At 58.8% G+C, this 26,402-nt stretch carries 28 protein-coding genes; 15 read left to right on the top strand and 13 right to left on the bottom strand.

Going from position 1 to position 26,402, the window contains the following annotated elements:
• Nucleotides 1–92: 92 nt before the first annotated feature.
• The 3 genes from gmk to V3C19_RS03455 are packed head-to-tail and all read right to left on the bottom strand — an operon-like array spanning nucleotide 93 to nucleotide 2,866.
• On the bottom strand, nucleotides 93–689 hold the full coding sequence (gene gmk, locus V3C19_RS03465; RefSeq protein WP_238623765.1) for a guanylate kinase: 597 nt from the start codon (nucleotides 687–689) through the stop codon (nucleotides 93–95).
• Nucleotides 690–694: 5 nt separating this feature from the next.
• Complete coding sequence (locus V3C19_RS03460; protein ID WP_130082994.1) at nucleotides 695–1,570, bottom strand: YicC/YloC family endoribonuclease; 876 nt, start codon at nucleotides 1,568–1,570, stop codon at nucleotides 695–697.
• Between the two features lie 21 nt (nucleotides 1,571–1,591).
• Nucleotides 1,592–2,866, bottom strand: coding sequence for a valine--pyruvate transaminase (locus tag V3C19_RS03455; RefSeq protein ID WP_161981200.1), 1,275 nt, complete (start codon nucleotides 2,864–2,866; stop codon nucleotides 1,592–1,594).
• Nucleotides 2,867–2,973: 107 nt separating this feature from the next.
• On the opposite strand from V3C19_RS03455, the gene V3C19_RS03450 reads away from it, so the two are divergent.
• The 5 genes from V3C19_RS03450 (at nucleotide 2,974) to V3C19_RS03430 (ending at nucleotide 7,577) form a co-directional block, all read left to right on the top strand.
• Nucleotides 2,974–3,435: a hypothetical protein gene (locus V3C19_RS03450; RefSeq protein ID WP_130082996.1), complete on the top strand. Its 462-nt coding sequence runs from the start codon at nucleotides 2,974–2,976 to the stop codon at nucleotides 3,433–3,435.
• Nucleotides 3,436–3,455: 20 nt separating this feature from the next.
• Nucleotides 3,456–4,463, top strand: coding sequence for a hypothetical protein (locus V3C19_RS03445; protein WP_130082997.1), 1,008 nt, complete (start codon nucleotides 3,456–3,458; stop codon nucleotides 4,461–4,463).
• Between the two features lie 15 nt (nucleotides 4,464–4,478).
• On the top strand, nucleotides 4,479–5,498 hold the full coding sequence (locus V3C19_RS03440) for a thioredoxin family protein (protein WP_130082998.1): 1,020 nt from the start codon (nucleotides 4,479–4,481) through the stop codon (nucleotides 5,496–5,498).
• Nucleotides 5,499–5,550: 52 nt separating this feature from the next.
• On the top strand, nucleotides 5,551–6,363 hold the full coding sequence (gene zupT, locus V3C19_RS03435; RefSeq protein WP_130082999.1) for a zinc transporter ZupT: 813 nt from the start codon (nucleotides 5,551–5,553) through the stop codon (nucleotides 6,361–6,363).
• A gap of 242 nt (nucleotides 6,364–6,605) precedes the next feature.
• Nucleotides 6,606–7,577, top strand: coding sequence for a DUF805 domain-containing protein (locus V3C19_RS03430; RefSeq protein WP_330937152.1), 972 nt, complete (start codon nucleotides 6,606–6,608; stop codon nucleotides 7,575–7,577).
• A gap of 49 nt (nucleotides 7,578–7,626) precedes the next feature.
• Here V3C19_RS03430 and V3C19_RS03425 read toward each other — a convergent pair whose 3' ends face one another.
• Together V3C19_RS03425 and V3C19_RS03420 are read right to left on the bottom strand one after the other, a co-directional pair.
• Nucleotides 7,627–8,706 (bottom strand): ATP-dependent 6-phosphofructokinase, encoded by a 1,080-nt coding sequence (locus V3C19_RS03425; RefSeq protein WP_130083001.1) that lies wholly within the window; start codon nucleotides 8,704–8,706, stop codon nucleotides 7,627–7,629.
• A gap of 44 nt (nucleotides 8,707–8,750) precedes the next feature.
• Complete coding sequence (locus V3C19_RS03420) at nucleotides 8,751–9,722, bottom strand: serine hydrolase (protein WP_161981201.1); 972 nt, start codon at nucleotides 9,720–9,722, stop codon at nucleotides 8,751–8,753.
• A 176-nt stretch (nucleotides 9,723–9,898) separates the two neighbouring features.
• On the opposite strand from V3C19_RS03420, the gene V3C19_RS03415 reads away from it, so the two are divergent.
• From V3C19_RS03415 to pdxA, 3 genes are all read left to right on the top strand, one after another.
• Nucleotides 9,899–10,297 (top strand): hypothetical protein, encoded by a 399-nt coding sequence (locus V3C19_RS03415; RefSeq protein ID WP_295933739.1) that lies wholly within the window; start codon nucleotides 9,899–9,901, stop codon nucleotides 10,295–10,297.
• Between the two features lie 215 nt (nucleotides 10,298–10,512).
• Complete coding sequence (locus V3C19_RS03410) at nucleotides 10,513–10,764, top strand: hypothetical protein (RefSeq protein WP_130083004.1); 252 nt, start codon at nucleotides 10,513–10,515, stop codon at nucleotides 10,762–10,764.
• 23 nt (nucleotides 10,765–10,787) lie between these two features.
• Nucleotides 10,788–11,657 carry a 4-hydroxythreonine-4-phosphate dehydrogenase PdxA gene (gene pdxA, locus V3C19_RS03405; protein WP_295933736.1) on the top strand — a complete coding sequence of 290 codons (870 nt, stop codon included), beginning with the start codon at nucleotides 10,788–10,790 and terminating at the stop codon, nucleotides 11,655–11,657.
• Here the strand turns inward: pdxA and V3C19_RS03400 are convergent.
• The gene (locus tag V3C19_RS03400; RefSeq protein ID WP_295933734.1) at nucleotides 11,654–12,505 is read right to left on the bottom strand and encodes a hypothetical protein; all 852 of its coding nucleotides are present in this window, start codon (nucleotides 12,503–12,505) and stop codon (nucleotides 11,654–11,656) included. The genes pdxA and V3C19_RS03400 overlap by 4 nt on opposite strands.
• Before the next feature lie 370 nt (nucleotides 12,506–12,875).
• Between V3C19_RS03400 and rpsF the strand changes: the two genes are divergently transcribed.
• Entirely contained in the window at nucleotides 12,876–13,160 is a 285-nt protein-coding gene (gene rpsF / locus V3C19_RS03395) for a 30S ribosomal protein S6 (protein ID WP_161981202.1), read from the top strand.
• A gap of 117 nt (nucleotides 13,161–13,277) precedes the next feature.
• Here rpsF and V3C19_RS03390 read toward each other — a convergent pair whose 3' ends face one another.
• The 6 genes from V3C19_RS03390 to V3C19_RS03365 form a co-directional block, all read right to left on the bottom strand.
• A complete protein-coding gene (locus tag V3C19_RS03390; RefSeq protein ID WP_295933731.1) occupies nucleotides 13,278–14,825 on the bottom strand; it encodes a serine hydrolase in 1,548 nt (515 codons plus the stop codon).
• Nucleotides 14,826–15,033: 208 nt separating this feature from the next.
• Complete coding sequence (hisH, locus tag V3C19_RS03385; RefSeq protein ID WP_130083009.1) at nucleotides 15,034–15,642, bottom strand: imidazole glycerol phosphate synthase subunit HisH; 609 nt, start codon at nucleotides 15,640–15,642, stop codon at nucleotides 15,034–15,036.
• A 3-nt stretch (nucleotides 15,643–15,645) separates the two neighbouring features.
• Nucleotides 15,646–16,236 (bottom strand): imidazoleglycerol-phosphate dehydratase HisB, encoded by a 591-nt coding sequence (gene hisB / locus V3C19_RS03380; protein ID WP_295874027.1) that lies wholly within the window; start codon nucleotides 16,234–16,236, stop codon nucleotides 15,646–15,648.
• Between the two features lie 159 nt (nucleotides 16,237–16,395).
• Nucleotides 16,396–17,625 carry a hypothetical protein gene (locus V3C19_RS03375; protein ID WP_295933725.1) on the bottom strand — a complete coding sequence of 410 codons (1,230 nt, stop codon included), beginning with the start codon at nucleotides 17,623–17,625 and terminating at the stop codon, nucleotides 16,396–16,398.
• 134 nt (nucleotides 17,626–17,759) lie between these two features.
• Nucleotides 17,760–18,362, bottom strand: a complete 603-nt coding sequence (locus V3C19_RS03370; protein ID WP_130083012.1) for a 50S ribosomal protein L25 — start codon at nucleotides 18,360–18,362, stop codon at nucleotides 17,760–17,762.
• A 133-nt stretch (nucleotides 18,363–18,495) separates the two neighbouring features.
• A complete protein-coding gene (locus V3C19_RS03365) occupies nucleotides 18,496–19,425 on the bottom strand; it encodes a ribose-phosphate pyrophosphokinase (RefSeq protein WP_067571348.1) in 930 nt (309 codons plus the stop codon).
• 82 nt (nucleotides 19,426–19,507) lie between these two features.
• Here V3C19_RS03365 and V3C19_RS03360 point away from each other — a divergent pair, with 82 nt between their 5' ends.
• Both V3C19_RS03360 and V3C19_RS03355 read left to right on the top strand, forming a co-directional pair.
• Nucleotides 19,508–20,458: an exosortase/archaeosortase family protein gene (locus tag V3C19_RS03360; RefSeq protein WP_295933721.1), complete on the top strand. Its 951-nt coding sequence runs from the start codon at nucleotides 19,508–19,510 to the stop codon at nucleotides 20,456–20,458.
• 16 nt (nucleotides 20,459–20,474) lie between these two features.
• A complete protein-coding gene (locus tag V3C19_RS03355; protein ID WP_130083014.1) occupies nucleotides 20,475–21,197 on the top strand; it encodes an exosortase-associated EpsI family protein in 723 nt (240 codons plus the stop codon).
• Between the two features lie 19 nt (nucleotides 21,198–21,216).
• Here V3C19_RS03355 and V3C19_RS03350 read toward each other — a convergent pair whose 3' ends face one another.
• Nucleotides 21,217–21,852 (bottom strand): hypothetical protein, encoded by a 636-nt coding sequence (locus V3C19_RS03350; RefSeq protein ID WP_130083015.1) that lies wholly within the window; start codon nucleotides 21,850–21,852, stop codon nucleotides 21,217–21,219.
• A gap of 110 nt (nucleotides 21,853–21,962) precedes the next feature.
• On the opposite strand from V3C19_RS03350, the gene V3C19_RS03345 reads away from it, so the two are divergent.
• The 4 genes from V3C19_RS03345 to V3C19_RS03330 are packed head-to-tail and all read left to right on the top strand — an operon-like array spanning nucleotide 21,963 to nucleotide 26,227.
• A complete protein-coding gene (locus V3C19_RS03345) occupies nucleotides 21,963–22,547 on the top strand; it encodes a DOMON-like domain-containing protein (protein ID WP_295933719.1) in 585 nt (194 codons plus the stop codon).
• A gap of 3 nt (nucleotides 22,548–22,550) precedes the next feature.
• Nucleotides 22,551–23,927, top strand: a complete 1,377-nt coding sequence (locus V3C19_RS03340) for an FAD-linked oxidase C-terminal domain-containing protein (RefSeq protein ID WP_295933717.1) — start codon at nucleotides 22,551–22,553, stop codon at nucleotides 23,925–23,927.
• A 16-nt stretch (nucleotides 23,928–23,943) separates the two neighbouring features.
• Complete coding sequence (gene lepB, locus V3C19_RS03335) at nucleotides 23,944–25,266, top strand: signal peptidase I (protein ID WP_295933714.1); 1,323 nt, start codon at nucleotides 23,944–23,946, stop codon at nucleotides 25,264–25,266.
• A 40-nt stretch (nucleotides 25,267–25,306) separates the two neighbouring features.
• A complete protein-coding gene (locus V3C19_RS03330) occupies nucleotides 25,307–26,227 on the top strand; it encodes a phytoene/squalene synthase family protein (protein WP_295933712.1) in 921 nt (306 codons plus the stop codon).
• The last annotated feature ends 175 nt before the right edge of the window (nucleotides 26,228–26,402 follow it).

The following is a 26,402-nucleotide window of genomic DNA, read 5'->3' as shown; positions in this document are numbered from 1 at the left end:
GCTGCTGTAAAATATATTCGGAAAAACTTTCCTTCTCCCTTCTCTATGGTAAAGAATAAAGGGAGAAGGAAAGAAGGCCGAATTCCGGATTCCTATTCCCGCATCAGTCCCACGCGCATGGACTGGCACTTGATCAGGGCGGAAAAAGCGGCGTAATCCGCCTCCCGGTCGGAGGAAACCAGGCAGTACTGGTACTGCGGCAGGCAGGCGTCTTCCTGCGCGGCGTTCCGCAGACGCAGGGAAATGGTTTCATCACCATCCGTCTGCCGTCCGCAAAGGCGCTTTTTCAACTCCTGCTGCGGCACATGAATGTAAACGTCCGCATAACACCGGGGAAGAATGCCGTCCCGGCACGCGCGGACCTGGGCAGCCCCCTGCACGTCAATATCCATCACCACGGTTTTCCCCTGTTCCAGAAGGTCCAGAATGTCCGCCTTCAGCGTGCCGTAGCGGTTGCCGTGTACCTCCGCGTATTCCAGAAAATCCCCCTTCTCCACCCTGGCGGCGAATTCGGAGGGAGTCAGGAAGTGGTAGTCCACGCCGTTCACCTCTCCCGGCCTGGGCTGGCGGGTCGTGCAGGAAATGCTGTACACGCACAGTCCGTTTTCCGTCGCCCGGCGGCATAAAGTCGTCTTTCCGGAACCGGAGGGACCGGAAACCACCAGCAAAGTTCCCAAATGCTGTTTCATGGCTGTTATTCGATATTCTGAACCTGTTCCCTGATTTTTTCCAGTTCCGTCTTGGCGGCCACCACCAGATGGGACAGCGTGGAGTCGTTCGCCTTGGAACCGATGGTGTTGAATTCCCGGAAAATCTCCTGGCAAAGGAAGTCCAATGGCCTTCCGGCGGGGGCGGAAGAATCGCACAGGGTGCGGAATTGGTCAAAGTGGGAGGAAAGGCGCGTGGTCTCCTCGGAAATGTCGCATTTGTCCGCAAACAGGGCCACTTCCCGGATGATGCGCTCGTCATCCGCAGAGACGGAAAGGTCCGCTTCCGCCAGGCGCTTGAGCATGGCTTCCCTCAGCCTGACGGGAACGGAAGGGGCGTGTTCCGCGATCTTGTTCCGGTACTTTTCCAGGGTTTCCAGCTTGCCGAGCACATCCGCCTTCAGGTTGGCGCCCTCCGCCGCGCGCATGGCGAGGAAATCTTTCAGGGCCGCCCTGAGGGCCTCTTCCACCGCAGGCCATGCTTCCTCCGGGGAAAGCGCGGTTTCCGCCTCGGAGGCGATGATGTCCAGCCTCAGCAGGTCGGACGCCTGCAACGTCATGGGCCGGGCCGCCAGATCGGAGGCGCGGTTCAGCAGCCCCACTAGGGAGGCCAGCTTCCTTTCGTCCAATTGGAGGGAGCCGTCCGCTTCCTCCGTCCGTTCCAGGGAGATGGAAACACCTACGCGGCCACGGGAAACGCTTCCCTGCACGATGGAGCGCACGGGGGCATCCCACTCCGCGCAGTTGCGCGGCACGTTGACGGCTATTTCCGTCTGCTTGCGGTTTACTCCGGATATTTCAACTGGAATGTTGTAACGGTCTGTCTGGGCAACGGCTCTACCAAAGCCGGTCATGCTGTTCATGGATTGCGATTTCGGATTGGGTTAGGAATGGGTATAGGCGCGCTTCACTTCGTCAGCCACGATGGAAAGCCCCTTGCGCAGCAGTTCTTCAGTCTGAGTGAAGCTGATGCGTATGCACTCATGCCTGTGGGGCCACGGCTCCCGGCCCTCCGGCAGGGCAAAGAAGAAATGATGGCCCGGATTCACGAAACAGCCGCGAGCCTTGCAGCGTTCATACAATTCCTGGCAGGTGATGGGGAGACCCTCAAACCACAGCCACAGGAACATGGCCCCTTCGCTTTTGTGCACGCGCCAGGGAATCTCTTCCCCGAAAAGTTCCGGCAGCAGGGACAGAGCGAAGTCAGCCCTGCTCCGGTAAAACGGCGTCAGTGTTTCACGGCACACGTGCTCCAGCGTGCCATCCTCCAGATAGGGAGTCACCAGCGCCTGCCCCAGATTGTTGGGGCACAGGGAGGAAGTCGTAACCATGCTGACCACGGCGCGGATGATGTCCGGCCGGGCGATCACGATTCCGGTGCGCGTGCCTGGCAGTCCGATCTTGGACAGGCTCATGGTCAGGATCATGTTCTCGTCCCAAACGGGCTTGACCGGGACAAAGCAGATATTGGGCAGTGGCGCGCCGTACGCGTTGTCGATCATCAGCGGCACTCCGGCGCGGGAAGTCAACGCCCGCAGGCGGTCCAGCTCCTCGTCCGTCACCACGTTGCCCGTCGGATTCGTGGGGCGGGACATGCAGACGGCAGCCGTTTCCGGGCGGACGTCCAGACGGTCAAAGTCGATCACGTACTTGAACAAATGCTCGTCCAGCATGCGGATTCCAGGGCGGATGCCGCGGAACATCACGCCGCCGCACAGGGACTGGGACTGGTAGCCCACATAATCGGGACAAAGGGGAAAGAGAATTTCACGGATGCCGCCTTCCGCACAGGGGCCGGCAAGCATATTGAAAAGCGTGAAGCAGGCCATCTGGCCGCCCTGGGTGATGGCGATGTTCTCCGGCTTCAGGTTCCAGCCGCAGCGGTCATTGAGAAAGCGGGCCAGGGCACGAATAAAGGCAGGGTCGCCCCCCGGATGGGCGTAATGGCCCACGAGCACGTCAAACCGCCCGTCCCGGACCAGTTCCATCATGCTGCGCCGCCACAGTTCCGTCACTTCCGGAATCACGGCGGGGCTCCCCCCGTTCAACTGGCACAGGCCGGGATCTCCGGAATGGAGGGCCTTGAACAAATCCTCCATCAAATCATCAATCCCGGTCCTGGCCGTCAGATGGCCTCCTATCTCCGATAATTGCATCATGCCGGGGGCATTGTAGCCGCACGCGCGTTTTATGCGAGCAAAATCATTGTTTTGCAGGCGCATGAACAGTTTGACTTTCCCCCCCGATCAAGGGCATAATCCCCGGCATGTTCAATATCGTGCGATTCACCAGGCCAGCCTTTCCGGCACTGGCGCTTGTACTGACCCTCTCCGCGTGCGACAACGGCACGAACACGGCCCTGACCTCCCTGATTACGGGCGGGTCCACAACGGAACACCAGCAGCTCCACGCACAGCTCCAGCAGACGAAGGAAGCCCTGGCCCAAATGGACCAGGAAATCAGGCAGGCGGAATCCCACGACGCACGCGTGAATTACGATCTGCAGAAGCGGCTTTCCAATCCCGGAAAAATCCGAACGCCATTCACGGTAAAGGATATGGACATCCTGCCCTCCAAGCGCCGGGACTTCGAACACCTGTGCTTTGACATTGAAGACATGCGCAAGACCCTGGCGCACCGCAAGCAGGAGTTCCACGCCCTGCAATACCAATATAACGCCTACGCCGCCAAACTGGCCGACTTCAAGCAATCCCACCCGGTGGACTAACCCCAACCCCTGCCCTCTCCATGACTGATTCCTCCTCTCACGAACCTTCCTCCCCCGATCCCTCCGTTTCCCAGGAAGACGAAGTCCGCTTCGCCCCCAAACCGGAACGGGATGAAGCAAAGAGGGAAAAGGATGCGCCCCGCACCCCGAAAAAACGCCTGAAAACCTCTCTGGACGTCGTTGCGGAACACGCCGCGGAAGAAAATACGGCCCAGCAGGAAGAAGAGATCAAAAAGGCCAAGGGCGACGCTCTGTTCTGGAACCTGTGCCTGGGCCTATTCGCCCTGATCGTCATCGGTGCGGGCTATATTGTTTATGAAAAATTCTCCCATCTTCCGAACCCGGTGAAAGATACGCGGGAAGCGCTGGAGGCCAGCCATGCCCTGCTTCTGAAAAAGCAGGAACAGCTCAGGGATATACGGAACAGGACCGCCCCCAAGGAACAGCTTCTCAGCCTGCTGGATATTTCCGAAAAGACCGCGACCGATCTGGAAGACACCCTGAAATCCATCGAAAAGGAGAAAATGCGCGTTGCCGGCATCCGCGGGGAAATCCGCTCCTATTACGACCGTTACCGCCAGGCGGCCAGGGCCAAGGCCCGCGGCCGCAAGTTCGACATTCTGAAAACCATCCATTCTGGGAAAACCTACCTGAACGTGGAAATCACGCGAGTGGAAAACGAATTCGTACGCATCCTGCATGAACAGGGCACCACGTCCATCGCTGCCGGGGACCTTCCCGACGACATCCGGGAACTGCTGGCTTATGGGGACCCGCTGAACATCACAGCCATGAACCAGTCGGACGCAGCCCTGGAGAACCCCATCATCCGCAGGGATGCCTCTCCTTCTCCCGCGCCCCCCACCCCCGCACCCGCTCCGGAGAAAAAGAAAGTGGTGGTGAAGGACCTGGATCCGCCCGCAGGGCCGCCCCGGATTGAAACGCCCACCAACACGGGAAATTCCGACGCCCCTTCTTCCGGCGCCATCTGGGTGCCCCCGGCTCATTCCCCGCTGCCCCCCATGTAACGTTCTTTCAACATCATGAATACATTCGCATTGCCTATCGTGGCCGCGCTCATTGCCGGTGCGGCCGTAGCTTCCGAAACGTGGAGCACCAACCCTGCGGAAGCCATGCAGCAGGCCGCCGCCCAAAAGAAGGGAGTCATGCTGGAATTCACCGGATCGGACTGGTGCGGCGCCTGCATCTCGCAGAAGACGCAGGCTTTTTCCCTTCCGCAAGTCCAGGAGGCCATCGGGCGTGCCTTTATCCCCGTAGAATTGGATTTTCCACGTAAAAAACAACAGGACGAACAGACCAGGGCATCTTTTGATTCCTACAAGAAATCCTATGGCATCACCGGCTTCCCGTCCCTGGTCTTCACGGACGCGCAGGGCAGGCCCGTCCACTCCGTCGTGGGATACGGCAGTCCGGAACAGGTCATGAAAGACACGGCCCAGGCGGAAAAGGCCCTTAAAGCCCAGCAGGAGTTGACGGACAAACTGGAAGGGAAGCTCTCCAGCCAGGAGCGCAGGGACACGCTTGTCCAGCTTTTAAAGACAGTGCCGCAGTCCAGCATCCGGACTTTCTACAAGCCGGCCCTGGAAGAACTGGGCACGCTGGACCCGCAGGATACTACCGGCATCCGTGCCGCCCTGGAACGGAAAGACCTGCTTAAAACCCAGTCCACGGAAATGGTGCAAAACCTCAGGGAAAACAATTTTTACGCATTGGCTGCCAAAGAGCCCGGCAAAGCCATCGCCATCCTGGACAATTCCCTGAAAAAGGACGGTCTTCTCCCGGAGATCAGGCAGTCCCTTCTGCTGACAAAGGCGCGTCTTCTCATCCAGCAGAACAGGGTGAATGAAGTGGAAGAGCCCCTGAAAAGCGCCATCTCCCTTCTTCCGGACAGCGACGACGGCCGCGCTTGCAGCAGGCTCCTGGCCAACCTGCCTACCATCAAAAAGGAACGGGAAAACTTGAAGCCGGGAGAACAGCCGCCTCTGCCGCCCGGAGCCATTCCGGCCGTCAAATGCATCGTTCCGCCCGCCGCCAAGAAGTAATATTTCCGCTGCGGGAGCGCCGGACCGTTTCGCCGTTCCCGCAGCTCCTTCCATGGACCTTTCCACCAACCACATTCTCACCGTCTTTCTGCTGACAACGCTGGCGGGACTTGCCACCGGCATAGGAGGCTTTATCGCCTTCTTCATGAAAAAGACGGACACGAAGGCGCTCACCTTCTCCCTGGGCTTCTCCGGCGGCGTGATGGTGTACATTTCCCTGGTGGAACTGCTGGGGGAGGCCCAGCACCGCCTGATCGAATTTAAAGGCCACACGGCAGGGTCCTGGATCGCGATTGCCTCCTTCTTCGGAGGAATCGCCGTGGCGGCGCTGATTGACTACCTGGTGCCGGAAGACGAAAATCCGCACGAAGCGCGCGGACCGGAAGACATCCACGGCAACGGTAGCGGAGAATTCTCCTCCGCCAAAATCAAAAGGTCCGGCGTCCTGTTCGCTCTGGCCATAGGCATCCACAACTTTCCGGAAGGCATCGCCACCTTTGCCGCGGGGCTGGACTCGCTGACTCTGGGGACGTCCATCGCCTTGGCCGTGGCCGTGCACAACATTCCAGAAGGAATCGCCGTGGCCGTTCCTCTTTACTACGGCACGGGAAGCCGGAAGAAAGCCGTGTTCTACTCCTTCCTGTCAGGCCTGGCTGAACCTGTCGGCGCGGCGATTGCCATGATCTTCCTGTTCCACTTCCTGACGCCCACGGTGCTCTCCGTCCTGTTTGCCTCCGTGGCCGGAATCATGGTCTTCATTTCCTTTGACGAACTGCTGCCCATGGCGGAACGCTGGGGCCACCACCACATGTCCATCATAGGCATCATCGCCGGCATGCTGCTGATGGCCGTCGTCCTGGTCTGACCCAGCGCGTTTTCCTCCCCTTTCCGTGTCTTTGCAAGTCCGGCATTGAGCGTTCGGGAGCTTCCGGCGGTCAAAAACGGCAGTATCCCCTCTCATCCATGCCGGACGTCTCCATTTCCACCCCCACCCCCGCATCCCTCCCTGCGCAAGCTTCAGCTTCCCCCCTTGAATACTGGAAAAAAGGATTTCTTCATTACGCAGAATTCAGGGGATGCGCCTCTCGCCCGGAATTCTGGTGGTTCATGGCACTCCCTCTTCTGGCCCTGGTTCCGGCCCTGGCGGGCTATATCATTACGGACTGGCTGCATATTCCCAACAGGAGGGTGAGCGTTTACGGAGATGCCCTGACCATTCTCCTGTGGGTTGCGCTGGTGCTTCCCTGCGTGGCCGTCACGTTCAGGCGCCTGCACGATACGGGCAGAAGCGGGTTCTGGGCACTCGTCCTTCTGCTTCCCCTCGGCTTCGGACGCCTGCTCTTTTTCTATCTGACTTTGAGCGAAAGCAAAACGGAAAACAATAAATACTGCGGAAACGCCTCCGTACGGGCATCCGCCGCTCCGGCCGCTGCGGAACAGGGGCTGGCGCAGGAACAAGCCGCGCAGCCGTTGACGCCCTTTTATCTTTACTGGCTCATCAGCCTGCGGAAGCTGACTACGGCGGCGGGACGGGCTTCCAGAGCGGAATTCTGGTCCTTTTTCCTTCTCTCCCTCTTCCTGTTCCTGCCACTGGGGTATAACATGGTGGACTACGACAGCACGGTCCTGCATCCGTATTTTTCCCCTTCCCGTGAAATCCTGCTTTACATCGCCCAGCCTCAGGACGCCCTGATCCTGCTGGCCCATGCCTGCGTCAATCCCACTTTTTATTTCTTCTACCAGTCCGGAGACCTGAGCACACTTTCCCTGGAACTGCTGATCGGCGTGGCGGGATTCAATATAATGTTCAACGCCGCAGCGGCCATGCGCCGCCTGCACGACGGCAACCTGAGCGGCAAATTCATCCTCATACCCGTCTGCATTTTCATCATCTCCGTCCTGCTCATCATCCTGCTGCGCGTGATTCCGGGTGACATCACCCCATACCTGCCCTACCTGACGCTGTGCTCCAACCTGATGGACCAGCTTTCCATCCTGTTCCTGGCCATGATGCTGATCAAAGGAACAACCGGGCCGAACAAGTACGGCACCCTTCCGCAAAAAATAACCGTATCCTGAAACCCAGGATACGGTTGAAGAATGACAAGAAGACAAGGGAAATGCGGCGTCAATCGCCGAAGCAAACGCCCAGGTCGCGAGCCGTACGCACCATCTGGCAGTCCGGGTCAACCAGCTTGAGGGTCTTCACGGCCTCTTCAATGGGAACGGCAACCATCTGCGTTCCCTTGAGGGCAACCATGTAGCTGAACTTTTTGCGTTCCACCAGCTCCACGGCATAACTGCCGAAGCGCACGCCCAGAATGCGGTCGTAAGCGCAGGGAGAACCGCCGCGCTGGATGTGTCCCAGGACGCAGGAGCGGGTTTCAATGCCCGTCGCCTCCTCCAGTTTTTTGGAGATCACCTTGCCGATGCCCCCCAGACGCACTTCCCCCTGGGTTTTCTCGTTCAGAAGCACCAGTTCGTCCGCCAGGCGCGCGCCTTCGGAAACTACCACAAGAATTTCACGCTGTCCCGCGGCCTTGCGGGCCTTGATGCATTCTACCACATTCTCCAGGGAGAACGGGATTTCCGGCAAAAGGATCACATCCGCACTGCCCGCGATGCCCCCTTCCAAGGCAATCCATCCGGCATGGCGGCCCATCACTTCCACCACCATCATGCGCTGGTGCGCGTTGGCGGTGGTTTCCAAACGGTCCAGGGATTCGGACACGATGGCCACGGCACTGTTGAAGCCGAAGGTCACGTCCGTAGCGCCCAGGTCATTGTCAATGGTCTTCGGCACGCCGACGACAGGCAGGCCGATTTCAGCGAGAAGAAGAGCCGTGGACTGGGAGCCGTCGCCGCCCACCACGATCAGGGCGTCCAGCCCCAGGCGCTTGACGGTAGCTTTCGTCTTTTCCAGAACGGACGGTTCGATTTCCCCCTTCTGCCCCACGCCCACCTTGATGGCGAAGTTCCCCTTGTTCACGGTCCCCAGAATGGTGCCTCCCTTGGCACGCAGACCGCGGCACCCGGCAGGGGTCAGCCATTCAAAACGGTCATCGCCCTCTTCGGAGAGAAGGCCTTCAAACCCATCGTAAAAACCCACGACATTCCATCCACGGCGGGATGCCGCACCGACAACGCCCTCAATAACTGCGTTCAGGCCGGGACAATCCCCGCCGCTATTCAAAACACCAATATTCATATGCGGTGCCCCTTATAGCAGAAAATTCCGGGGGCGTCTACTTCCTATCGCTTTTCTGTACCAGATTTCACAGGGAGCTGCACGAACTCCTTGGGATCTTTCATGTCCATCCCGGAGGCCTGCCAGTTTTCCCACACGCGCCAGCCGGTATTCAGCATCTGGCGTGCCAGGGAATAGCGTTCTCCGGTCCCAAGCACCGCAATGATCATGCGCTGGGGATAAATCACTTCCGTCCCGGTCTGGGGGCTGCGGCGGGCGATGGCGTTCCGCGTGGCGCTGAGCAGCAGGCATTGTCCGGCGGCGCGGGAGGAGCCCGCCTTGATGCCGTCCACGCCGGAAGTGCTCATCATCTTGTTGTTGTTGGAAATATCATACATCGTCGTTCCCTTGGTCTGGGACTGGACGCCGATGCGGCGGCTCGCCTGGGAGACGATATAGCAGAAGGCGGGATTCTGCATGCTGTACATGCCCAGCAGGGCCATGTCCAGGGCGCAGGAGGTGGAAACGGCATTGCCGGCATCCAGGCCGTGGGGGGCGGTGAAGCGCGTCTTGGTCATTCTGAGGGAACGGGCCAGATTGTTCATTTCCGACACAAAGGCGGCAATGGGAGTGCCGCTGCCCCGGCGGGACACCAGGTCACGGCCCACAAAGGAGGCTATCGTCAGGGCGGAGACATTGTCCGCCCCCAGCAGGGTGGAATACAGGGCATCCCGCAACGTCAGGCGGTCGCCAGGCTGAAGGTCCATGGGATTCCCGGCGCGGAGGCCAAACGCTTCCTGGGGAACGGTAATGAACGTATCCAGGGGCAGGCGCGTGCGGGCCACCCAGTCCAGGGTCACCATGGCGGTAGCCACCTGGGATAGGCTGGCCACGGGCCTTCTGGCTTCCGCGTTGGAACTGAAAAGAAGCTTGCCGGAATTGGCTTCAATGGCGATGTAGCTGGGCTTCTCCTGCGCCTGGGCGGAAAACTGGAACGCGCAGGCCAGCGTCAGAAGGAATGCAAATAACTTTTTCATGGCAGGACCGGCGGGATAGTGCCCGTTCCCCCACTGTTTGAAAAGTCTAAAATATTTTCCGTCCATCACTTATATGTCATGACACGGAAAAACGCATTGACCTTTCAACGGCTATCCTATTTGTTGGAGGAAGCCGTTTCCCTAAAAACGGCTTCCTCCACGCCGCCCCAGAGACCATGGCCTGCATTCAATTATTCCACAGCCGGGACTGTCCGGGAAACATCCTGCACGCCAATGCCCTCCGGGCGCTGGAGAATCTGGACCGGGACATTCCGGTGGAACAGGTGGAGGCCGGACCGGAACATGACGGCAGCCCGCTACCCGCTCTTGCCGTCAACGGCCGCATCGTGGTCTCCGGCGTGGAACCTACCGTCCGTGAACTGGAACTGCTCCTTGCCGACCATGTGGACGAAGACGGAAAATCATCCTGCGGTTCTTGCGGCCCCTGCGGCATGGAATGCGGCGGATGCCACGGGTGCGAAAATGGAAAAACGCCCGCTAGCCTGGCCGGGAAAATCATCGGCTTCATCATTCTGCTCATCATCCTGTTTACGGCGGTGAAAATCCTTTCCTGATCCCGCGCTCATACAAACGCCGCCCGGGACTTCTTCCCTGCGGCCCATGCTCCGGGCCAGGAGCTTGCATACACTGCGACGGCAAGCCTCCCCCTGCATGGAAATGCGCGCCTTGTGGCGAAAGCGGACGCAGCGGCCTGCGGCTTTTATCCAGCCCGCGCGCACGGTCTCGATAATTTCTTGAATTTCCACAGCACGCATCACACAGTAATGCCATGCGTTCCTTCTTCGGTTCCATTCTTCTGATTCTGGTCCTGGCCGCCCTGGGCGCCACGATCTACTATCACTGGTCAACCAACTCCCATCTGGAATTCGAACTCCGCCATCCGGACGAACCGGAAAAGACCACCAAGGTGATCAAGATGGGAAAACGCTCCGCCCCCCCACAGCCGGCTGCCGTTCCGGCCCCGTCCGCTTTCCCGGCGGAGGAAGAGTCTATTCCGGAGGCTGTTCCCGTTCCCGAATAATCTCCATCCCGTCCCATTTTCCCATGAAACCGGTCATTGGATACACGCTGGGCGACCAGGCGGGCATAGGCCCGGAAGTGGTCGCCGCCGCCTTGTCCTCCGGAGAACTTCCGGCGGGAGCGGAATACCGGCTCATCGGACGCCGGGAAAACGTTCCCGTGGGCAGGCCGAATCCGGAATCCGCCAACTATGCCTTTGAACATCTGGAACAGGCGGCCCAAGCTCTCCGGGAAGGAGTAATCGACGCCGTCGTGACCGCCCCCGTATGCAAGGAAACGCTGCACGTGGCGGGCTTCCGCTGGCCGGGACAGACGGAATTTTTTGCAGAACGCCTGGAAACGGAGAATTACGCCATGTGCCTGGCCGGGAAAAAATTGACGGTGGGCCTGGCGACCATCCACACCTCCCTGCAAAGCGTGCCCTCCTTGCTGAATACGGGGGAGCTGGTCCGCATCGGAATGCTGCTGAAAGATTTCTGCCGCCGCAAGGGCATTTCAAGGCCGCGCATCGCCCTGGCGGCCCTGAATCCCCACGCGGGAGAACACGGCGCCTTCGGCAATGAGGATGAATCCATCATTTCTCCGGCCGTGGAACGGCTGAAGGAATTATGCCCGGAAGCCCTGTTTGAAGGCCCTTCCGTTCCCGATTGCGTGTACCGGGAGGCGGCGGAAGGACTTTATGACGCCGTGCTGGCTCCCTACCACGACCAGGGTCTGATTCCCCTGAAGCTGGTGGACTTCCACACCGCCGTCAACGTCACGCTGGGCCTTCCTAGCCCCCGCCTGAGCCCGGACCACGGCACCGCCTTCAATCTGGCGGGCACAGGAAAAGCCAACCCGTCCAGCACCATCCATGCCTTCCAACTGGCTGTCCGGATGGCTTCGGCGCGTTAACGTCCGCTTTCCCGGAGCGCCTTTTCCTTCCACAACCGGACGATTTTTTCAGGAGTCTCTATCCAGTAATACCGGCTTGTTTCATCAATAACGGGAGTCCCGTCCTCTCCCTCCTTCCTTTCACCCATCATGAAGATGGCTGCGACGATCATATCCGCCAGCGAACGTTCCAGAAACTCCTGTCCGTGCTCCTGTTTCACGATCCAGCACCATTGCTCCGGCGTCAGGGGAGGCAGCCTGGAGAATCGTTCCGCTTCCTCCAATCTCCTGTCCGCATGCTCCCGGATTAATTGAGCACGCCTCTCCCGGCAGGCACGGACCAATGTTCCGTACAGAAATTCCATGACCCGGTCATTCAGGCAATATTCCAGCGTCTTTTCCACGCAACCGCCGCAGATGGGATCATGATTCATTTGATAAGAGAGGGAATTATCAGGGTCCAATTTCCAGGCTACCAGCTTTTCATAGGAATCTCCATCCGGAGAAGCCGGCAGGGGCAACGAAGCCCCGGCGATGAAGTCATCCAGGGAATCCACAGCCGTTTTGGACACGAACAACAGCCTGCGCAGCGCAGCCATTGCCTTTTCCGCTTCTTGATGGGAAATAACGCCTTCCTCTTCCAGCCTTGCCAGGGAGACAAGCTTATCCTGGTCCTTCTTCCCCTTGTCCGTCAAAGATTTTTTAAAATTCTCCGCTTCAAATTCAGCTATTTGGCACCACTCCTGCGGTGTCGGCGCGCCGGACATGAATGCCTCCCTCCACCGTTTTTCCTGCTTGTCAGCCTCCCTGCTCAGTTCTTCCGTTACTTCCCTGCATGACGTGGAATCCTTGATTCGGGTTCCAATCATCTCCAAAGCTTGGGAAAACACGTCATTTTTGGTCATCACATCCACTATCCGGACACCTGCCACCGCATGAATTCCGCATACTGCCCAGCATAGGAAAATAATTCGTAAAAAAATCATGACTGCCCAGAATAATAAAATCGTCGGCGGCATCAATTCTTTTTCCTGCCCCAGATTCCTTCCATATCCAAAAGTCAATTTTCTCTTTCTGCGCACCGCCCCGGCATTTCATCCGCAGGGGTGGCATGCAGGAAACGGCCTGTTCAGAAGACAAGGTAAAAAATAGGCTTGCTTTCTGATGGCAATCATTGCACCTTATTTGCCCGCAAGGTGCGTACCGTTCGCACGACACATTTCTAATTATAACAAGACCATGAGAAATTACGAAGCTCTTATCGTATTCAACATGAAAGGTACGGAAACCACAGTTGAAGAACTGATCAATTCCGTAGCCGCCACGATGAAGGAAGAAGGTGCCGACATCACCGCCACCGAAAACGTAGGCCGCCGTGAATTCGCCTATGAATCCCACCATCTCGCCGCCGGCCAGTACGTGACCTACACCTTCACGGCGGACCCCTCCGCCATCAAGACCATCCGCGAACGTCTTCGCCTGAATCCCCAGATTCACCTTCAGTACTACAAGCTGATCGGCTAAATCCAGTCCATGCGGACGAAGCATCCGCTCCTTGCTTTTTTTCAAAAGGAACCGCCTCCGTGAAAGGAGGCGGTTCCTTTCTTATAACTACTGTATTCACAACGGGAAGACGGATTCTCAATAAATATTGGCTGCCCGGGAGGCAATGTCCCGGAGCAGCTGGCGAATGGCGGCAATGGCGGGCATGTCTTCCACACCGTATGCTTTAGCGATTTTCTCCATATGGGGAAAGCTGATCCAGGTGCTTCCCTTGCCGTCTTCCCACACGGCGATGTGCAGGGGCAATTCCGTGGCAATGCCTGGATTTTTCAGCATCAGGTTGGTTCCTACCTTGGGGGAGCCAAAGATGACAACCCGGGAGGGCGGCATTTCCAACCCCGCTTCCCGTGCATTTTTTCCATGGTCAATCCTGGCAAAAACGGGAATGGAGCGGGCAGACAATATCTTTTCAATACGGTCCATCGTTTCATCCACCCCGAATACGCTTTCGTAAAGGTACAGAGAGTCGTCATTCAGATGGCTGGAACCGAGCCCGGAGTCCAGGGCGCCGGCAATGCGGCGAGCCAGATTGGTCAGGTCCACCCCTTCCCTGTTGGCGGTCAGCGTCACGCACACCAGCTCCGCAGGGTCTGTGAACCGGCAGATGTAAGAGGAAAATCCCGGAATTCCGCCTTTGATGTCCATCAGCCCCTTGTGGTGCGGGAACTGCCAGCCGGCCATGGCCGGAACTATTTTCCCGTTGTCCAGGCGGACGGGCTTGTAAATCATGTCCCGGTGCTTTTCATCCTTCACCAGGATGGAGCCTGCCAGACAGACATCCCAGAAGCTGATTTCCTCCGGCGTGGACCAGATGTCCGCAAAACCGCGCAGGGAAGAACGGGCGGGCGCAGGAACCGGAATAATCTTCCCGTCCTTCACGGCATATCCGGAGGCCGTTTCAGCAGGGTTTACATAAGCTTCGCGCGATTTGAACAGAGTATGCCTGTTGCCGTGTTCGCGTACGTTATCCTGCTCCACGGCTCCCAGGTCCTTGCCGAACATGGTATGGTTCAATCCCAGCGGCAGGAACTGGCGCTGCCTGACGAATTCCTCATAGGGCATTCCGGCCACAGCGTCAACAACCATGGAAAGAAGAAGAAAATTGGTGGCGCTCTGCCGTACGTCCGTTCCGGAGGGAAATTCCAGATCCGCCAGCCTGACCAGGGACAGAAGCTCCGCCGGGTCATAATCACGCGCCGCATCATACTGGGAGGACTTCCTGTAATCCGGAATTCCGGAGGAATGCTGCAAAAGCTGTAGAATCGTAACGTTTTTCCACGCTTCCGGCATGTCCTTGACAAAACGGGATACCTTGTCCGTGATTTCCATGCCGCCCTGTTCCACCAGCTGGAAGGCGGCGATGGCGGCATACCCCTGGGATATTTCCGCCGCGGGCCACAGGGTATTTGTGGAGGCAAGGAGTCCGGTTTCCGCATTGGACACGCCATAGCCCACAATACGGGGGATGTAGGGAGCCTGGACAATGGCGAGCGTCATGCCTGGAATTTTCTCCTCCTCCATGAAATCGTAGATCAACTGGTCAATAGACCGGTCCAGATAGGCCACACGGGAATTTCCGCGCCCCCGCGAGGGGAGTTGCACGGCAATGGAATCATCTTGGGACATATTCGCAGGATTGTTATTCGCAAGGGCCGGGTATCCCATTGCCATGCACACGCAGGCAAGGAGCCCCCATCCAAAAGAGGAAGTATTATTCATGGCGCCTCCATATAAGACCAGATTCCCTCCATTGTGTTCATTCGGGAACGGCACCCCTGCGGGAATATTCTCCCCCGGCGGACGGATTTTCACCCGTCAAGGCAGGAAAAACGGCCTACAGGGAAACAAAGTTTTTCAGCAGCTGCACTCCCAGCTTCTGGCTTTTTTCCGGGTGGAATTGCGTGGCTACCAGGTTTCCGCGCCTGATGGCGGCTGCAAAACGCACTCCGTAGGTACAGGAGGCCGCAACCAGGGAACCGTCTTCCGGAACGGGATGGTAGGAATGCACAAAATAGAAATAGGGATCTTCCCCCATGCCCTGCCAGACGGAATCCGACGGATGGGACAGGGAAAGGCGGTTCCAGCCCATGTGGGGCACCTTGAGCTCAGATTCAGGGAAACGCACCACACGGCCCTTGAAGAGGGCCAGTCCGGGCACTCCTTCATTTTCCTCCCCGCTCTCAAAGAGAACCTGATAACCTACGCAAATGCCCAGAAAAGGCCTGTCCGCCTCAATCCACTCCCGGATCAAGGGGGCCAGCCCCTGGCGGCGGAGCTTTTCAGCGCAGTCTCCGAACGCGCCTACGCCCGGCAGCACCAGATGTGTAATGCCCTCCGCCTCCTCCGGCGTGCGGACCAGATGGCCGTGCACTCCGGCGGCTTCAAACGTATTCAGCACACTGCGGAGATTGCCCGCCCCGTAATCAATCACACCGAGTTTCATGGCTTACAGCATGCCCTTGGTTGACGGGAGGATTCCGGCGGCCCTGGGATCAATGGCGGCGGCCTGCCGCAGTGCATGAGCAATTCCCTTGAAGACAGATTCCACAATGTGGTGGCCGTCCCTGCCGTAAAGCACTTCCACATGCAGATTGCAGCGCAGGTTGTTCGCCAGGGCGCGGCAGAATTCCTCGCAAAGGGTCAGCGGGAAGTTGGGTGCGTCCGGAAGGCCGCCTTCCGGAAGGCGGAATACCACGTACGGGCGGTTGCTCAGGTCCATGACCACGCGCGTAAGGGTCTCGTCCATGGGGAGATGGGAACAGCCATAGCGCACGATGCCCTTCTTGTCCCCCAGGGCATTCTTGATGCATTCTCCCAGCACAATGCCTACATCCTCCACCGTGTGATGGGCGTCCACCTCCAGGTCTCCCCTGGCCTGCAGGGTCATGTCCATCAAGGAATGACGTGCCAGCAAATCCAGCATATGGTCAAAAAATGCGTGGCCCGTGGCAACGGCGGCGCATCCCGTGCCATCCAGATTCAGTTCCAGGCTGATGTCCGTTTCACCCGTGACTCGTTTGCAAGAAGCATTCCTCATGTGCCTCTTCTATACTGAAGAGGCGGCGGAAGAAAGCAGGAAATACCGCATGCGGAAAGTTTGTACTCCGTCCGTGCGGCAAAAAGCCGCACGGCCCAGGCAGAGGGACCATGCGGCGTCAAATTCACAGGACTGCGGGCATTTTCCGCAAGCGGCGCATTATTTTTTCTTTTTAGCCTTGGCGGCTTCCCGCTCCTCCTGGCGCTTCTTGTCCCGTTCTTCACGGATCTTTCTTGCGGCTTCCGCGCGTTCCGCGCGCTCACGGGCACGCTGTTCCTGGAGCCCCACGCGCACCGTTTCCCGCAGTTCCTCATAATATTCCCTGGGAACCTGGGCGGAACGGATGTCCGCCAGAACCTCTTCAGCCTCGTCAAATTTTTTCTCGTCGCACAACTCCCAGGCCTTTTTCAGGGCGGCAGAACCCGCTCCGGTTTCCTTTTCCTGATTCTTCAGGCGTTCCGCATCCGTAGAGGCCACCAGCTTGATGTCGCGCATGGCTTCCAGGGAACCGGCGGTGGGTTCAAACCATCTGTCCCCGCGCTCCCTGACCTTTTTGCGGTGGGCGCGGTGCACTTCCGTCAACTGGTTTTCGCGTTCCCTGAGAGCAACCTGCTTTTTCTGGAAGGCATCCAGCAAGGCGGAGCGCTGCTCCTGTGTGAGCTTGGCATTCGCGCGGCGCTTTTCCTCCTCCCGGCTCAGCATCTGGCGTTCCTTTTCCAAGGATTTTTCCTTGGCGGCAATCATGACATCCAGCGTCCGGTTGACCTGCGCGGAAATTCTCACAGCGTCCGGATAAGCCTCCGCCAGGGCGGCGGAACCGGGGTAATTCTGCCGCAAGCGGTCATAAACGGCCATTGCCTGGTAGGGCTTGCGTGCAGTATTCAGCGCCTTGAACCGTTTCAGGAGCTTGCCGGCCTCATGATCGTATTTGGTACGGACCGTCACTTCCGCCGCCTCCTTGGCTTCCTGCACTGCCTTGGCTTCTTCCACCAGTTTCTTCTCTTCCAGCAGGACCACGATCGTAGCCCGGGCCTTCACGGCGGCATCGTGGACCTCTCCCTGGGGATTTTTCTTGATCACGGCGTCCAGCTCTTTCTGGGCTGCTTCCAGCTCCTTGGCGCTCATGATTTCCGGATTGGCATAGTTTTTGTCAATCTTGGCCGCGGCCAATTCAGCCGGGGAAGCCTTCGTGATAGTCTCAATCAGCTCTCTCTTGATGGTCTTGGATTCCTTGATTCCCCCGGATACCACGACCATGACGCTGATGGATTCCGGAGTTTCCACCTCTACTGTGCAATCCTTGTAAACGGTTCCATCCTTAAGTTTTACTTCATCCGCCATGGAGAACGGAACCAGTGCCGACAATGCCAGTAAAAGAGACTTGTTCATAAATCTGAGGATTTTTTCAAATTGATTTAACGGATACTTATCCTGCACTTTACCAGAAGACGCCGTGTTTGCGACAAAAAAAAGCCCGGAGCCGTAAAAACGGCTCCGGGCCCGGAAGTGGGATTGATGCCCGTTTATTCAGCAGCAGCTTCCGCGGCGGCGGGAGCGGCTTCGTCAGAAGAAATGCGCGGGGCTTCCACGATGGCCACGATCACATCGCCTGCCAGTTCCGTGTTCACGCCGGCAGGGAGCTTGAGATCAGCGATGCTCAGGCTTTCTCCGACTTTCAGGCCGGAAACGTCAGCCTTGATGGATTCAGGCAGATCCTTGACCTGGCAGGTGACAGACAGTTCATGAATGGTCTGGTCAAGCACGCCGCCCAGGGCTACGCCGGCAGGGTCGCCTTCCAGAATCACGGGAACGATGGAGTGGATGACGGTGGAGTCCTTCACAGCCTGGAAGTCAACATGCAGGCAGGCATTCGTGATGGGGTTGTGCTGGATTTCCTTGAGGAGGACCTTCACAACCTTGCCGTCGATGTCCAGAGCGACCAGAATATGTTCGGAAACGGCGGAAGCCAGCATGCGGGAAAATTCGCGGGCGTCAACCTGGATATTGACATTGTCAAAACCGGGACCGTACACCACGCCGGGAACGAGTCCCTGGCTGCGAAGTTGCTTCAGATTACCGGAGCCGCAGGCTCTCGCTTCGGCCTTGAGGGAATGGGATGTAGCCATGTCTTATAGAGGCAATATTGAGTGTTGATTGATAATGTTTCCTAATCGGGTTCAGGCAGAGGCCCCGCCGGGATTTCTGAACCCGTGTAAACCGATACTCAGGTCAGGGCGCAGGACTCTGCACTAAAATTTGCTAAATGTCAAACAATGATGATACGGATTCTCCGTCATGAATGCGCTGCACGGCGTGGCCCAGCAGATCGCCCACGCTCACGCAGTCCACCTTGGGGCCGTGGGCCATGGGAACGGTGTCGGAGGTGAGCACGCGTTCGATGGAGGAGCCGGAAATGCGGTCGCGGGCCATATCCCCCAGAACGCCGTGGGATACGCAGGCAAACACGCGCTGGGCTCCGCGCTCCTTCAGGATGTTGGCCGCGGCGCACAGGGTGCCGGCCGTTTCCGTCATGTCGTCAATCAGGACGACGTCCCGCCCTTCCACCTCGCCGATCACGTTCATGGCTTCCACATGCGTGGCGTTGAAGCGGTGCTTGGCGACGATGGCCAGTTCCGCGCCCAGGGCGTCGGAATACGCGCGGGCCATTTTCACGCCGCCAACGTCCGGGGAAACGACGACGAGGTTGTTGAGGTCCTTTACATAGTGTTCGCGCAAGTGGCGGATCAGCACGGGGGCGGCATACAGATGGTCCACGGGAATGTCGAAGAAGCCCTGGATCTGGGCGGCGTGCAGGTCCATGGTCAGCACGCGGTCCACTCCGGCGGCGGTCAGCAGGTTGGCCACCAACTTGGCGGTGATGGGAACGCGGGGCTGGTCCTTGCGGTCCTGGCGGGCATACCCGAAGAAGGGGATCACGGCCGTGATGCGCCCGGCGCTGGCGCGGCGGGCGGCATCCACCATCACGCACAATTCCATGATATTATGGTTGGTAGGCGGGCAGGTGGGCTGAATGAGGAAAACATCCCTGCCGCGGATGTTTTCATTTATCTTTACAAAACTTTCTCCATCGGGGAAAGTGTTCACCGTGACGTCCGTCAACTGAATACCTACGCTTTGCGCAATGCGCTCCGCAAGTTCTCTGTGTGCTGTACCGCTGATAATCTTCATACCGGAAACTGAAAAGCGGACGCATTCTGAACACAGGACCGGATAATCGCAATACTTAATTCTCACAATTTGATTTTTCTGCATGATGGATTCCTCCAACCCCGCCGCGCATGAGAAATTTCTGACCGTCCCCATGCTCGCCGCCCTTGTTTCGAGCGGCCTGCTCCTCGCGTGGCCCTACCTGGCCATTGCCGAATTCGGCCCCGGCGGCAACCAGAACGGCTTCCAGTGGCTTTTTTCCGCATGGAACCCGGAGACGGATTATGAACACGGCTGGCTGGTGATCCCCATCATCGCCTTCATGCTGTACCATGCCAGGCACTGCATCATCCGCGCGCCCAAACGCATCGACTGGCGCGGGCTCCTGCTGTTTGTCCCGGCCTGCATCCTGCTGATGCTTTCCTTCCGCGTAGGCCAGCCCCGCGTGGCCATGGGCGCCCTGCCCCTGATCCTGCTGGGAGGCGCATGGTACCTAGCCGGCCCCCAGACGGCCAGGATATGCGCCTTCCCGCTGCTCTTTTTCTGGCTGTGCATTCCGCTACCTTCCTTCCAGCAGGCCACGGTAGAGCTGCAAATCATCGCCACGCAGTTCGGCCACCTGGGCGGCAGCCTTTTCGGGGTGGACACCTACCTCCAGGGCACCAATATCCGCTCCACGGAAGGACACTGGGATGCGTTCAACATAGCCGGCGGATGCAGCGGCATGCGCTCCCTGATGGCCCTGATCATGCTTTCCGCCGCATGGGCCTATCTCTCAGACCTGAAGTTCTGGAAAAAGTGCGTGCTTTTTCTCAGCGCCATTCCGCTGGCGGTGATCGGCAACGGCGTGCGCATCGCCAGCATCGTGGTGATGGCGGAATACGGAGACGCCCGGTTTGCGGCCAAAACCTGGCACGACTGGTCGGGCCTGCTTTTCTTTTTCCCCATCTGCCTGCTGGGGCTGGCCTGCGTCCATTCCCTGCTGGCCGGGGAAATGATCTGGAACCCATTCCGCCGCAAAAAGGTAGTCGTCAAAATGAACAAGGCCCAATAAGCGTTTTCCCCGCGCCATGAAATACCAAACGCTCAACATCCTGCTTCTTCCCTTTCTGCTGGCCGCCATGCTCGCCGGCATTTACCTGATGCCCCGCAAGGGGGAGGTTTTCGACTCCTCCATCAGCATGGAACTGCCCACGGGACTGAATCCGGACGGCTGGCACGGCACGCGCCGCCAGGAGTCGGAAGACGAGCGCAGCATTCTTGCCGCGGATACGGAGTTTTCCAAAGCGGACTACCTCCAGCAGTTGCCCATCAGCGTCGCGGCCCCGGAAAAGGCTCCGGCCCTGTGCCGGGTTTCCATCGTCAAGTCCGGACATGACCTGAACAATTCCATCCACCGCCCGGAACGCTGCCTTCCGGCGCAGGGACATTTCAACCTGACGGGAAGCACGGTGCAAGTTCCCGTGGAAGGCCGCGGCATGATCGCCATGACCAAGCTCAAGTCCCAGCAGAACGTGACTCCGGGCCAGGCGAAGCCCACCATCCTGGACAGCATGCATTACTACGTTTTCATCGGCCACGGGCACATGACGGAAGACCACCTGAAACGCACCATGACGGACATGAAAGACAGGGTGCTTTATGGCATGGACCAGCGCTGGTCCTATTTCCAGGTGTCCACCGCCTACGGCGACCTGGTCAACCTGCCGGAAGAGGATGCCCGGAAGCAGACGGAACGCCTGATCAGCCAGCTTCTTTCCAAACTGGTGCAGTGGGACGAACTGGACCGGTAGGAACCCGAGTTCCGGAAGGTCAGCGCCCCAGCGCGCCCCTCAGCCAGAAGGCGGCTTCTTCATACAGGCTGCGCTCCTCTTCGGACGGGGATTCGTACAGCATGGGACCCGGCCTGCGGTGGCAGTAGGGATGGCCTGCACGATCCGCGCGGAAGCCTGAAAAGGAAAGGTTCACGTCCGCCCCGCTGCAATGGCCCCAACGTCCTCCCATCCTGGGAACGGCATCCATGAAGCCTCCGCCTTCACCCAGATAGGAGTTGCCCCACCAGTCCACGGATTCCGGACGGCTGTTTTTCTGCCGCCGCGCTACAGCGTCAATGGTCAGCAGGCAGAGAGGGGCGGGACACGGCGCCTGCCGCCTTGCGACTTCCACGGCGCAGGAGCCGCCGTAACTGTGGCCTATCAGCACCATGGGCACGTCCGGCAGTTCCCGGCGCATCCGTTCCAGGTCTTTCGCAATCCGTCCGCACCTGTCCCTGAATACACCCCATCCGCCGCCGTCCCAGTGGTAATAGGCGGTGGCATGCGCCGTAGCAGGCAGAAAACCGGGGAAGGCCGCCTCCAGCCGGCTCAGACAGCCCAGCATCACGTCCCCAAATCCTCCGATGAATACGGCCAGGTAATCCGGCGTCCGGCCGCCGGAACCCAAGTTCAAGGTCCTTTGAAAATGCATGACAGCCCCCATCATGAAGAATTCGCGTCAATATCCAAGCCCATAAGACGATCTGGCTTGATAAAATCGCCAAACTGTCCAAAGGTGATGATATGCAAGCAATCATTCATCAATGGGCTTTCAACGGGAGCTTTGACCAGCTCGTCTCCCTGCCCCGGCAGGAACTCGTCAATGACTGGTTCGGCTACGATGTGGAGCCAAGCGCGGAATTCGCCTTTGCCACGGACGGCCAGTACCTCTGGTTCCTGGCCGCCCGCAACAGGGAAGCCACCGTGCATCCGGACGCCCGGCCCGGCCAGTTTCAGCCGGAATTGTGGCGGTATGACCTGGCCGAATGGTTCCTTGCCTCCGGTGAGGGGACCAATTACTGGGAATTCAACCTCGCCCCCAACGGAGCCTGGTGGGCCTGCGCCTTTACGGATGTGCGCCGCGCGAATGAAGACATTCCCGCTCCACTGGCCGTGGATACCGAATGCATCCTGACGGACGAAGGCTGGTGCGCCATGGCGAGAATTCCGCTGAATGAATTGCGGGGCGTGGACATCCGCGACTGCAAGCTGGCGGCTACGTTCATTCTGGAGACCCCGGACCAGATTTTCCTGACCACCGCGGACGATCTTTCCGGAGAACCTGATTTCCACCGCCCGGACTGCTTCTCCACGCCCATTCTGAAATAGTTCATGTCTTTGGAAGAGGACATTTCCCGCATTCTGGGCCGCGGAAAAACCTCCGCGGACCCGGAAGTCCTGGCTCTTCACGCCGGGGATAAATGGTACGCGTCCGTGCTGCCGGAACTGGTCGTTTTCCCGGAAAGCACGGAAGACGTCTCCCTGCTGATGCGCTATGCCTCCTCCATGAACATTCCGGTCACGGCGCGCGGCGGGGGCGTGGGCTACGTGGGCGGGTGCGTGCCCGTGCGCGGCGGCATCAGCCTGTCGCTGGAACGGATGAACCGCATTCTGGAAATAGCTCCGGAAGACGGCGTGGCCGTGGTGGAGCCCGGCGTGATCACGGCGGACCTCCAGCGCGAAGTCCGCGCCCTGGGCTGGTTTTACCCGCCGGACCCGGCTTCCAGGAAGGAATGCAGCATAGGCGGCAACATAGCCACCAATGCGGGAGGTCCCCGGTGCCTGAAATATGGAGTCACCAAAGCCTACGTGCTGGGGCTCACCGTGGTGCTTGCCAGCGGGGAAGTGGTGGAATGCGGGGGACGCACCCATAAGAACAAGACGGGCTTCGACCTCGGCGACCTTTTCATCGGCTCGGAAGGGATGCTGGGCATCATCACGCGTGCCGTCCTGAGAATCATTCCCCATCCGGAAACCTTCAGCGCACTGAGCGTCAGCTTTCCCCAATTTCCGCTGGCCGCCGCCGCTGTACAGCGGATACTGGCCGGCGGACATCTTCCCTCCGCGCTGGAGATCACGGACAGCTTCACTCTCCAGGCCGCCCGGGCCTATCTGGGGGAGAGTTCCCTCCCTTCCGGCAGCCGCGGGCACCTGATCGTGGAAGTGGACGGCAGGCGGGCCGCCGTGAAGGAAGAACTGGATTCCCTGTGCGCCCTGCTGGAAAAATGCAACGCCACGGATATTCTGAGAGCCGATACGGAAGAGGAGGCGGAAGCCGTCTGGCAGCTCCGCAGGGAGTTTTCCTACAGCCTGAAAGCCACCGGCATGACCAAGCTCAACGAGGATATCGTCATCCCCAGGTCCCGCCTGGTGGAGCTGGTGGAGTTCTGCGAGTCCATGCACCGGGAAACGGGGCTGGACATCGCCTGTTTCGGCCATTCCGGGGACGGCAACATCCATACCAATATCATGGTGGACGATTACGCGGACCCGGAAAAAAAGGCCCTGGCGGACGCCTGCGTGGACAGGCTGTTCCACTGGGTTCTGGCCTGCGGAGGTTCCATCACCGGAGAACACGGCATCGGCCTGGCGAAAGCCAAATGGTTCCGGGAAGCCGTGGGGGAAGGCGCCTTCCACCTGCACGAGCTCGTAAAATCCGCCCTAGACCCGGGAAATTTGCTCAATCCGGGAAAAATGGGACTTCCGTAGCGTAAATTATTCTTCCATGACGGCCCCGGACGGGGCATCATGGCACCAGCACTTCATGAACAGTCCGCACAAGTCCATACTAGCCTACCTTTTCGATCACTTTCCGGTAGCGGATGCCATCCTGGTGTTTATACTGGACCATCCCCTGGCCTGGTTCACGCCCAAATGGCGCAGGAAGGGCTGCATGGCCCTGAAAGCGGTGCGCCGCTACATCAATTACAATCGCGACATCCTGCCGCCCGAACGGCTGGTGGAATTCCAGGAAAACCGGGATTTGCTGAAAACCGCCCTGTTGCGCGGTGACAGGCAGCAGACGGAGTTCGTCACAGCCAAACTGGAATCCACGCTGGAAGCCATTCCCGGCGCGCTGCCCTCCGGCCTGGCGGAGAATGTGGAGGTTCTGTTCGTGATTCTGGCCATTTTCCTGGGACTGCGCTGCTATGTGGTCCAGCCCTTCCGCATCCCGACCGGCTCCATGCAGCCTTCTCTGAACGGTATCCGCGCCATTCCTCAGGAGGGAGCCCCCTCCATGATGAAGAAAATAGGGGACATGGTCCTTTACGGCGGCTCCTATGTCCATGAAACGGCCCAGAAGGAGAAGAAGATCGTCCGCTTCGTGCCCGGTACCAAATATCTTCTGCTGACCGTTACCAACGTGCAGTTCGACGACGGTTCCACGCTTGAAATCCCGGCGGCGGAGGCGGAAACGCGCCGTTACTTCCTCAATCAGGAGCCCCGGTTCGAGGCTGAGCGCAACACGCCTTTCAGAACCTACCTGCCCGGAGATACCATCGTCAACGCCCGTTTTGACGCCGGAGACCTGATTCTGGTGAACAAGATGGCCTACCACTTCCGCAAGCCGGAGCGCGGAGAAGTCTTCGTGTTCGACACGCGCGGCATTGAAGGCATCGCCAACAAGGGCAGCAGCACCGGACAGGAAGGAGGCACCCACTACGTGAAGCGCCTCTGCGGCGTACCGGGGGATTCCCTGAGCATCAAGGACTCCCAATTAATCGTAAACGGAGAACCCGCCACGGAATGGACCATTCAGCGGGTGGCCTCCGGCAAGCCCCCCTACCAGCCCTGCGGCTACGTGGCGCTTCCCGCTCCGCTGAGCCTGCTGGACGGCAGGGCTTATATTACGGAAGGGACCACCGTGCACCTGTCCAAGGACAAAAAGCGCCCCTACCTGCGGGAATACGTGGCGCTGGGGGACAATTCCACCCGTGAAAATTCCTTCGACTCCCGCTACTGGGGCCCCGTGCACCAATACAACATCGTAGGCCCCGCCAGTTTCTGCCTGTGGCCCTTTACTTCCCACTGGGGACTCATTCCCTGATCCCCGCCATGCGCCGCCAGGCAGTTTTTTCCGTCAAGACATGACCCAAGCCCAGACCATTACCAGCAAGGCCAAATCCAACCTGGCCTTCGCTCTCATTGACCTTCCGGAAGAGGAACGCCGCCACATGGCGGAATTCTACGCCTTCTGCCGCACCGTGGACGACATTGTGGACGAGCCCGGAATGACGCCCCAGGAACGCCACAATGCCCTCAACCGCTGGATCAAAGTCATCAACGGTGAACAGGGGCTGGAACTGTCGGAACTTGAAGAAGACATCGTAGCCCTGATCCAGGACCTGGACCTGGACACCACCCCCATGCTCCACCTGATTGAAGGCTGCCGTTCCGATATTCACCAGCAGCAGCCCCTCACCCGTGACGAACTTCTGGACTATACGTACTGCGTAGCGTGCTGCGTAGGACTGACGTCCGCCCGCATCATGGGCGCGAGCGAGAAATCCTACCCGTATGCCATCGCCCTGGGGCACGCCCTCCAGATGGTGAATATCATCCGGGACGTGGCGGAAGACTGCAACAAATCCAACCGCATTTACCTTCCCAGGGAGGACATGGACCGCTTCGGCTATACTCTGGAGAATTTGCGCAACGGCGTATATTCTTCTCAATTAAAGGATTTGCTGCAATATGAGGCGGACCTGGCGGAACAGTTCTTCCGGGATGCGGAAGAGGAATACAGCCGGCTCAGCCCGGAGGACAAGGCGGCCCTCGTCCCCGCTCAGGCCATGTCGCTCATCTACCACACCATTCTGGACAAGATGAAGGCGGGCGGCTTCCGCATCTTCGACATCCGCTACCGCGTCAACACCTTCCACAAGCTCTGGCTCCTGTTCCGCACCAAGCTGGACATCGACCCGCAGTCATACTACGACAAGTCCAAGGCTTATTACGACAAGCTGGTGGGCTTTCTGTCCCGGCCGATGAAAAAGGATGAAAAGTAAGCGCGCCCTGTCGCTCGCACCCGTTTTTCACGGACTTTTTTCCGGACATATTCCTGTTCAGAAAAGAGACCGCATTTTCCAGAGCTTGCGTCCGGCATCCGCCGCTGGGAAATGCCTGTACGGGGCTGTGCAAGACGGCAGGCCGCAGCCGGAAGAAGAGGGGAGTCTCCGTACG

It is taken from the genome of Akkermansia sp. AE01SA01, from assembly GCF_036417395.1.
Taxonomy (GTDB): Bacteria; Verrucomicrobiota; Verrucomicrobiia; order Verrucomicrobiales; family Akkermansiaceae; genus Akkermansia.
This window is presented reverse-complemented; position numbering and strand designations above follow the sequence as displayed.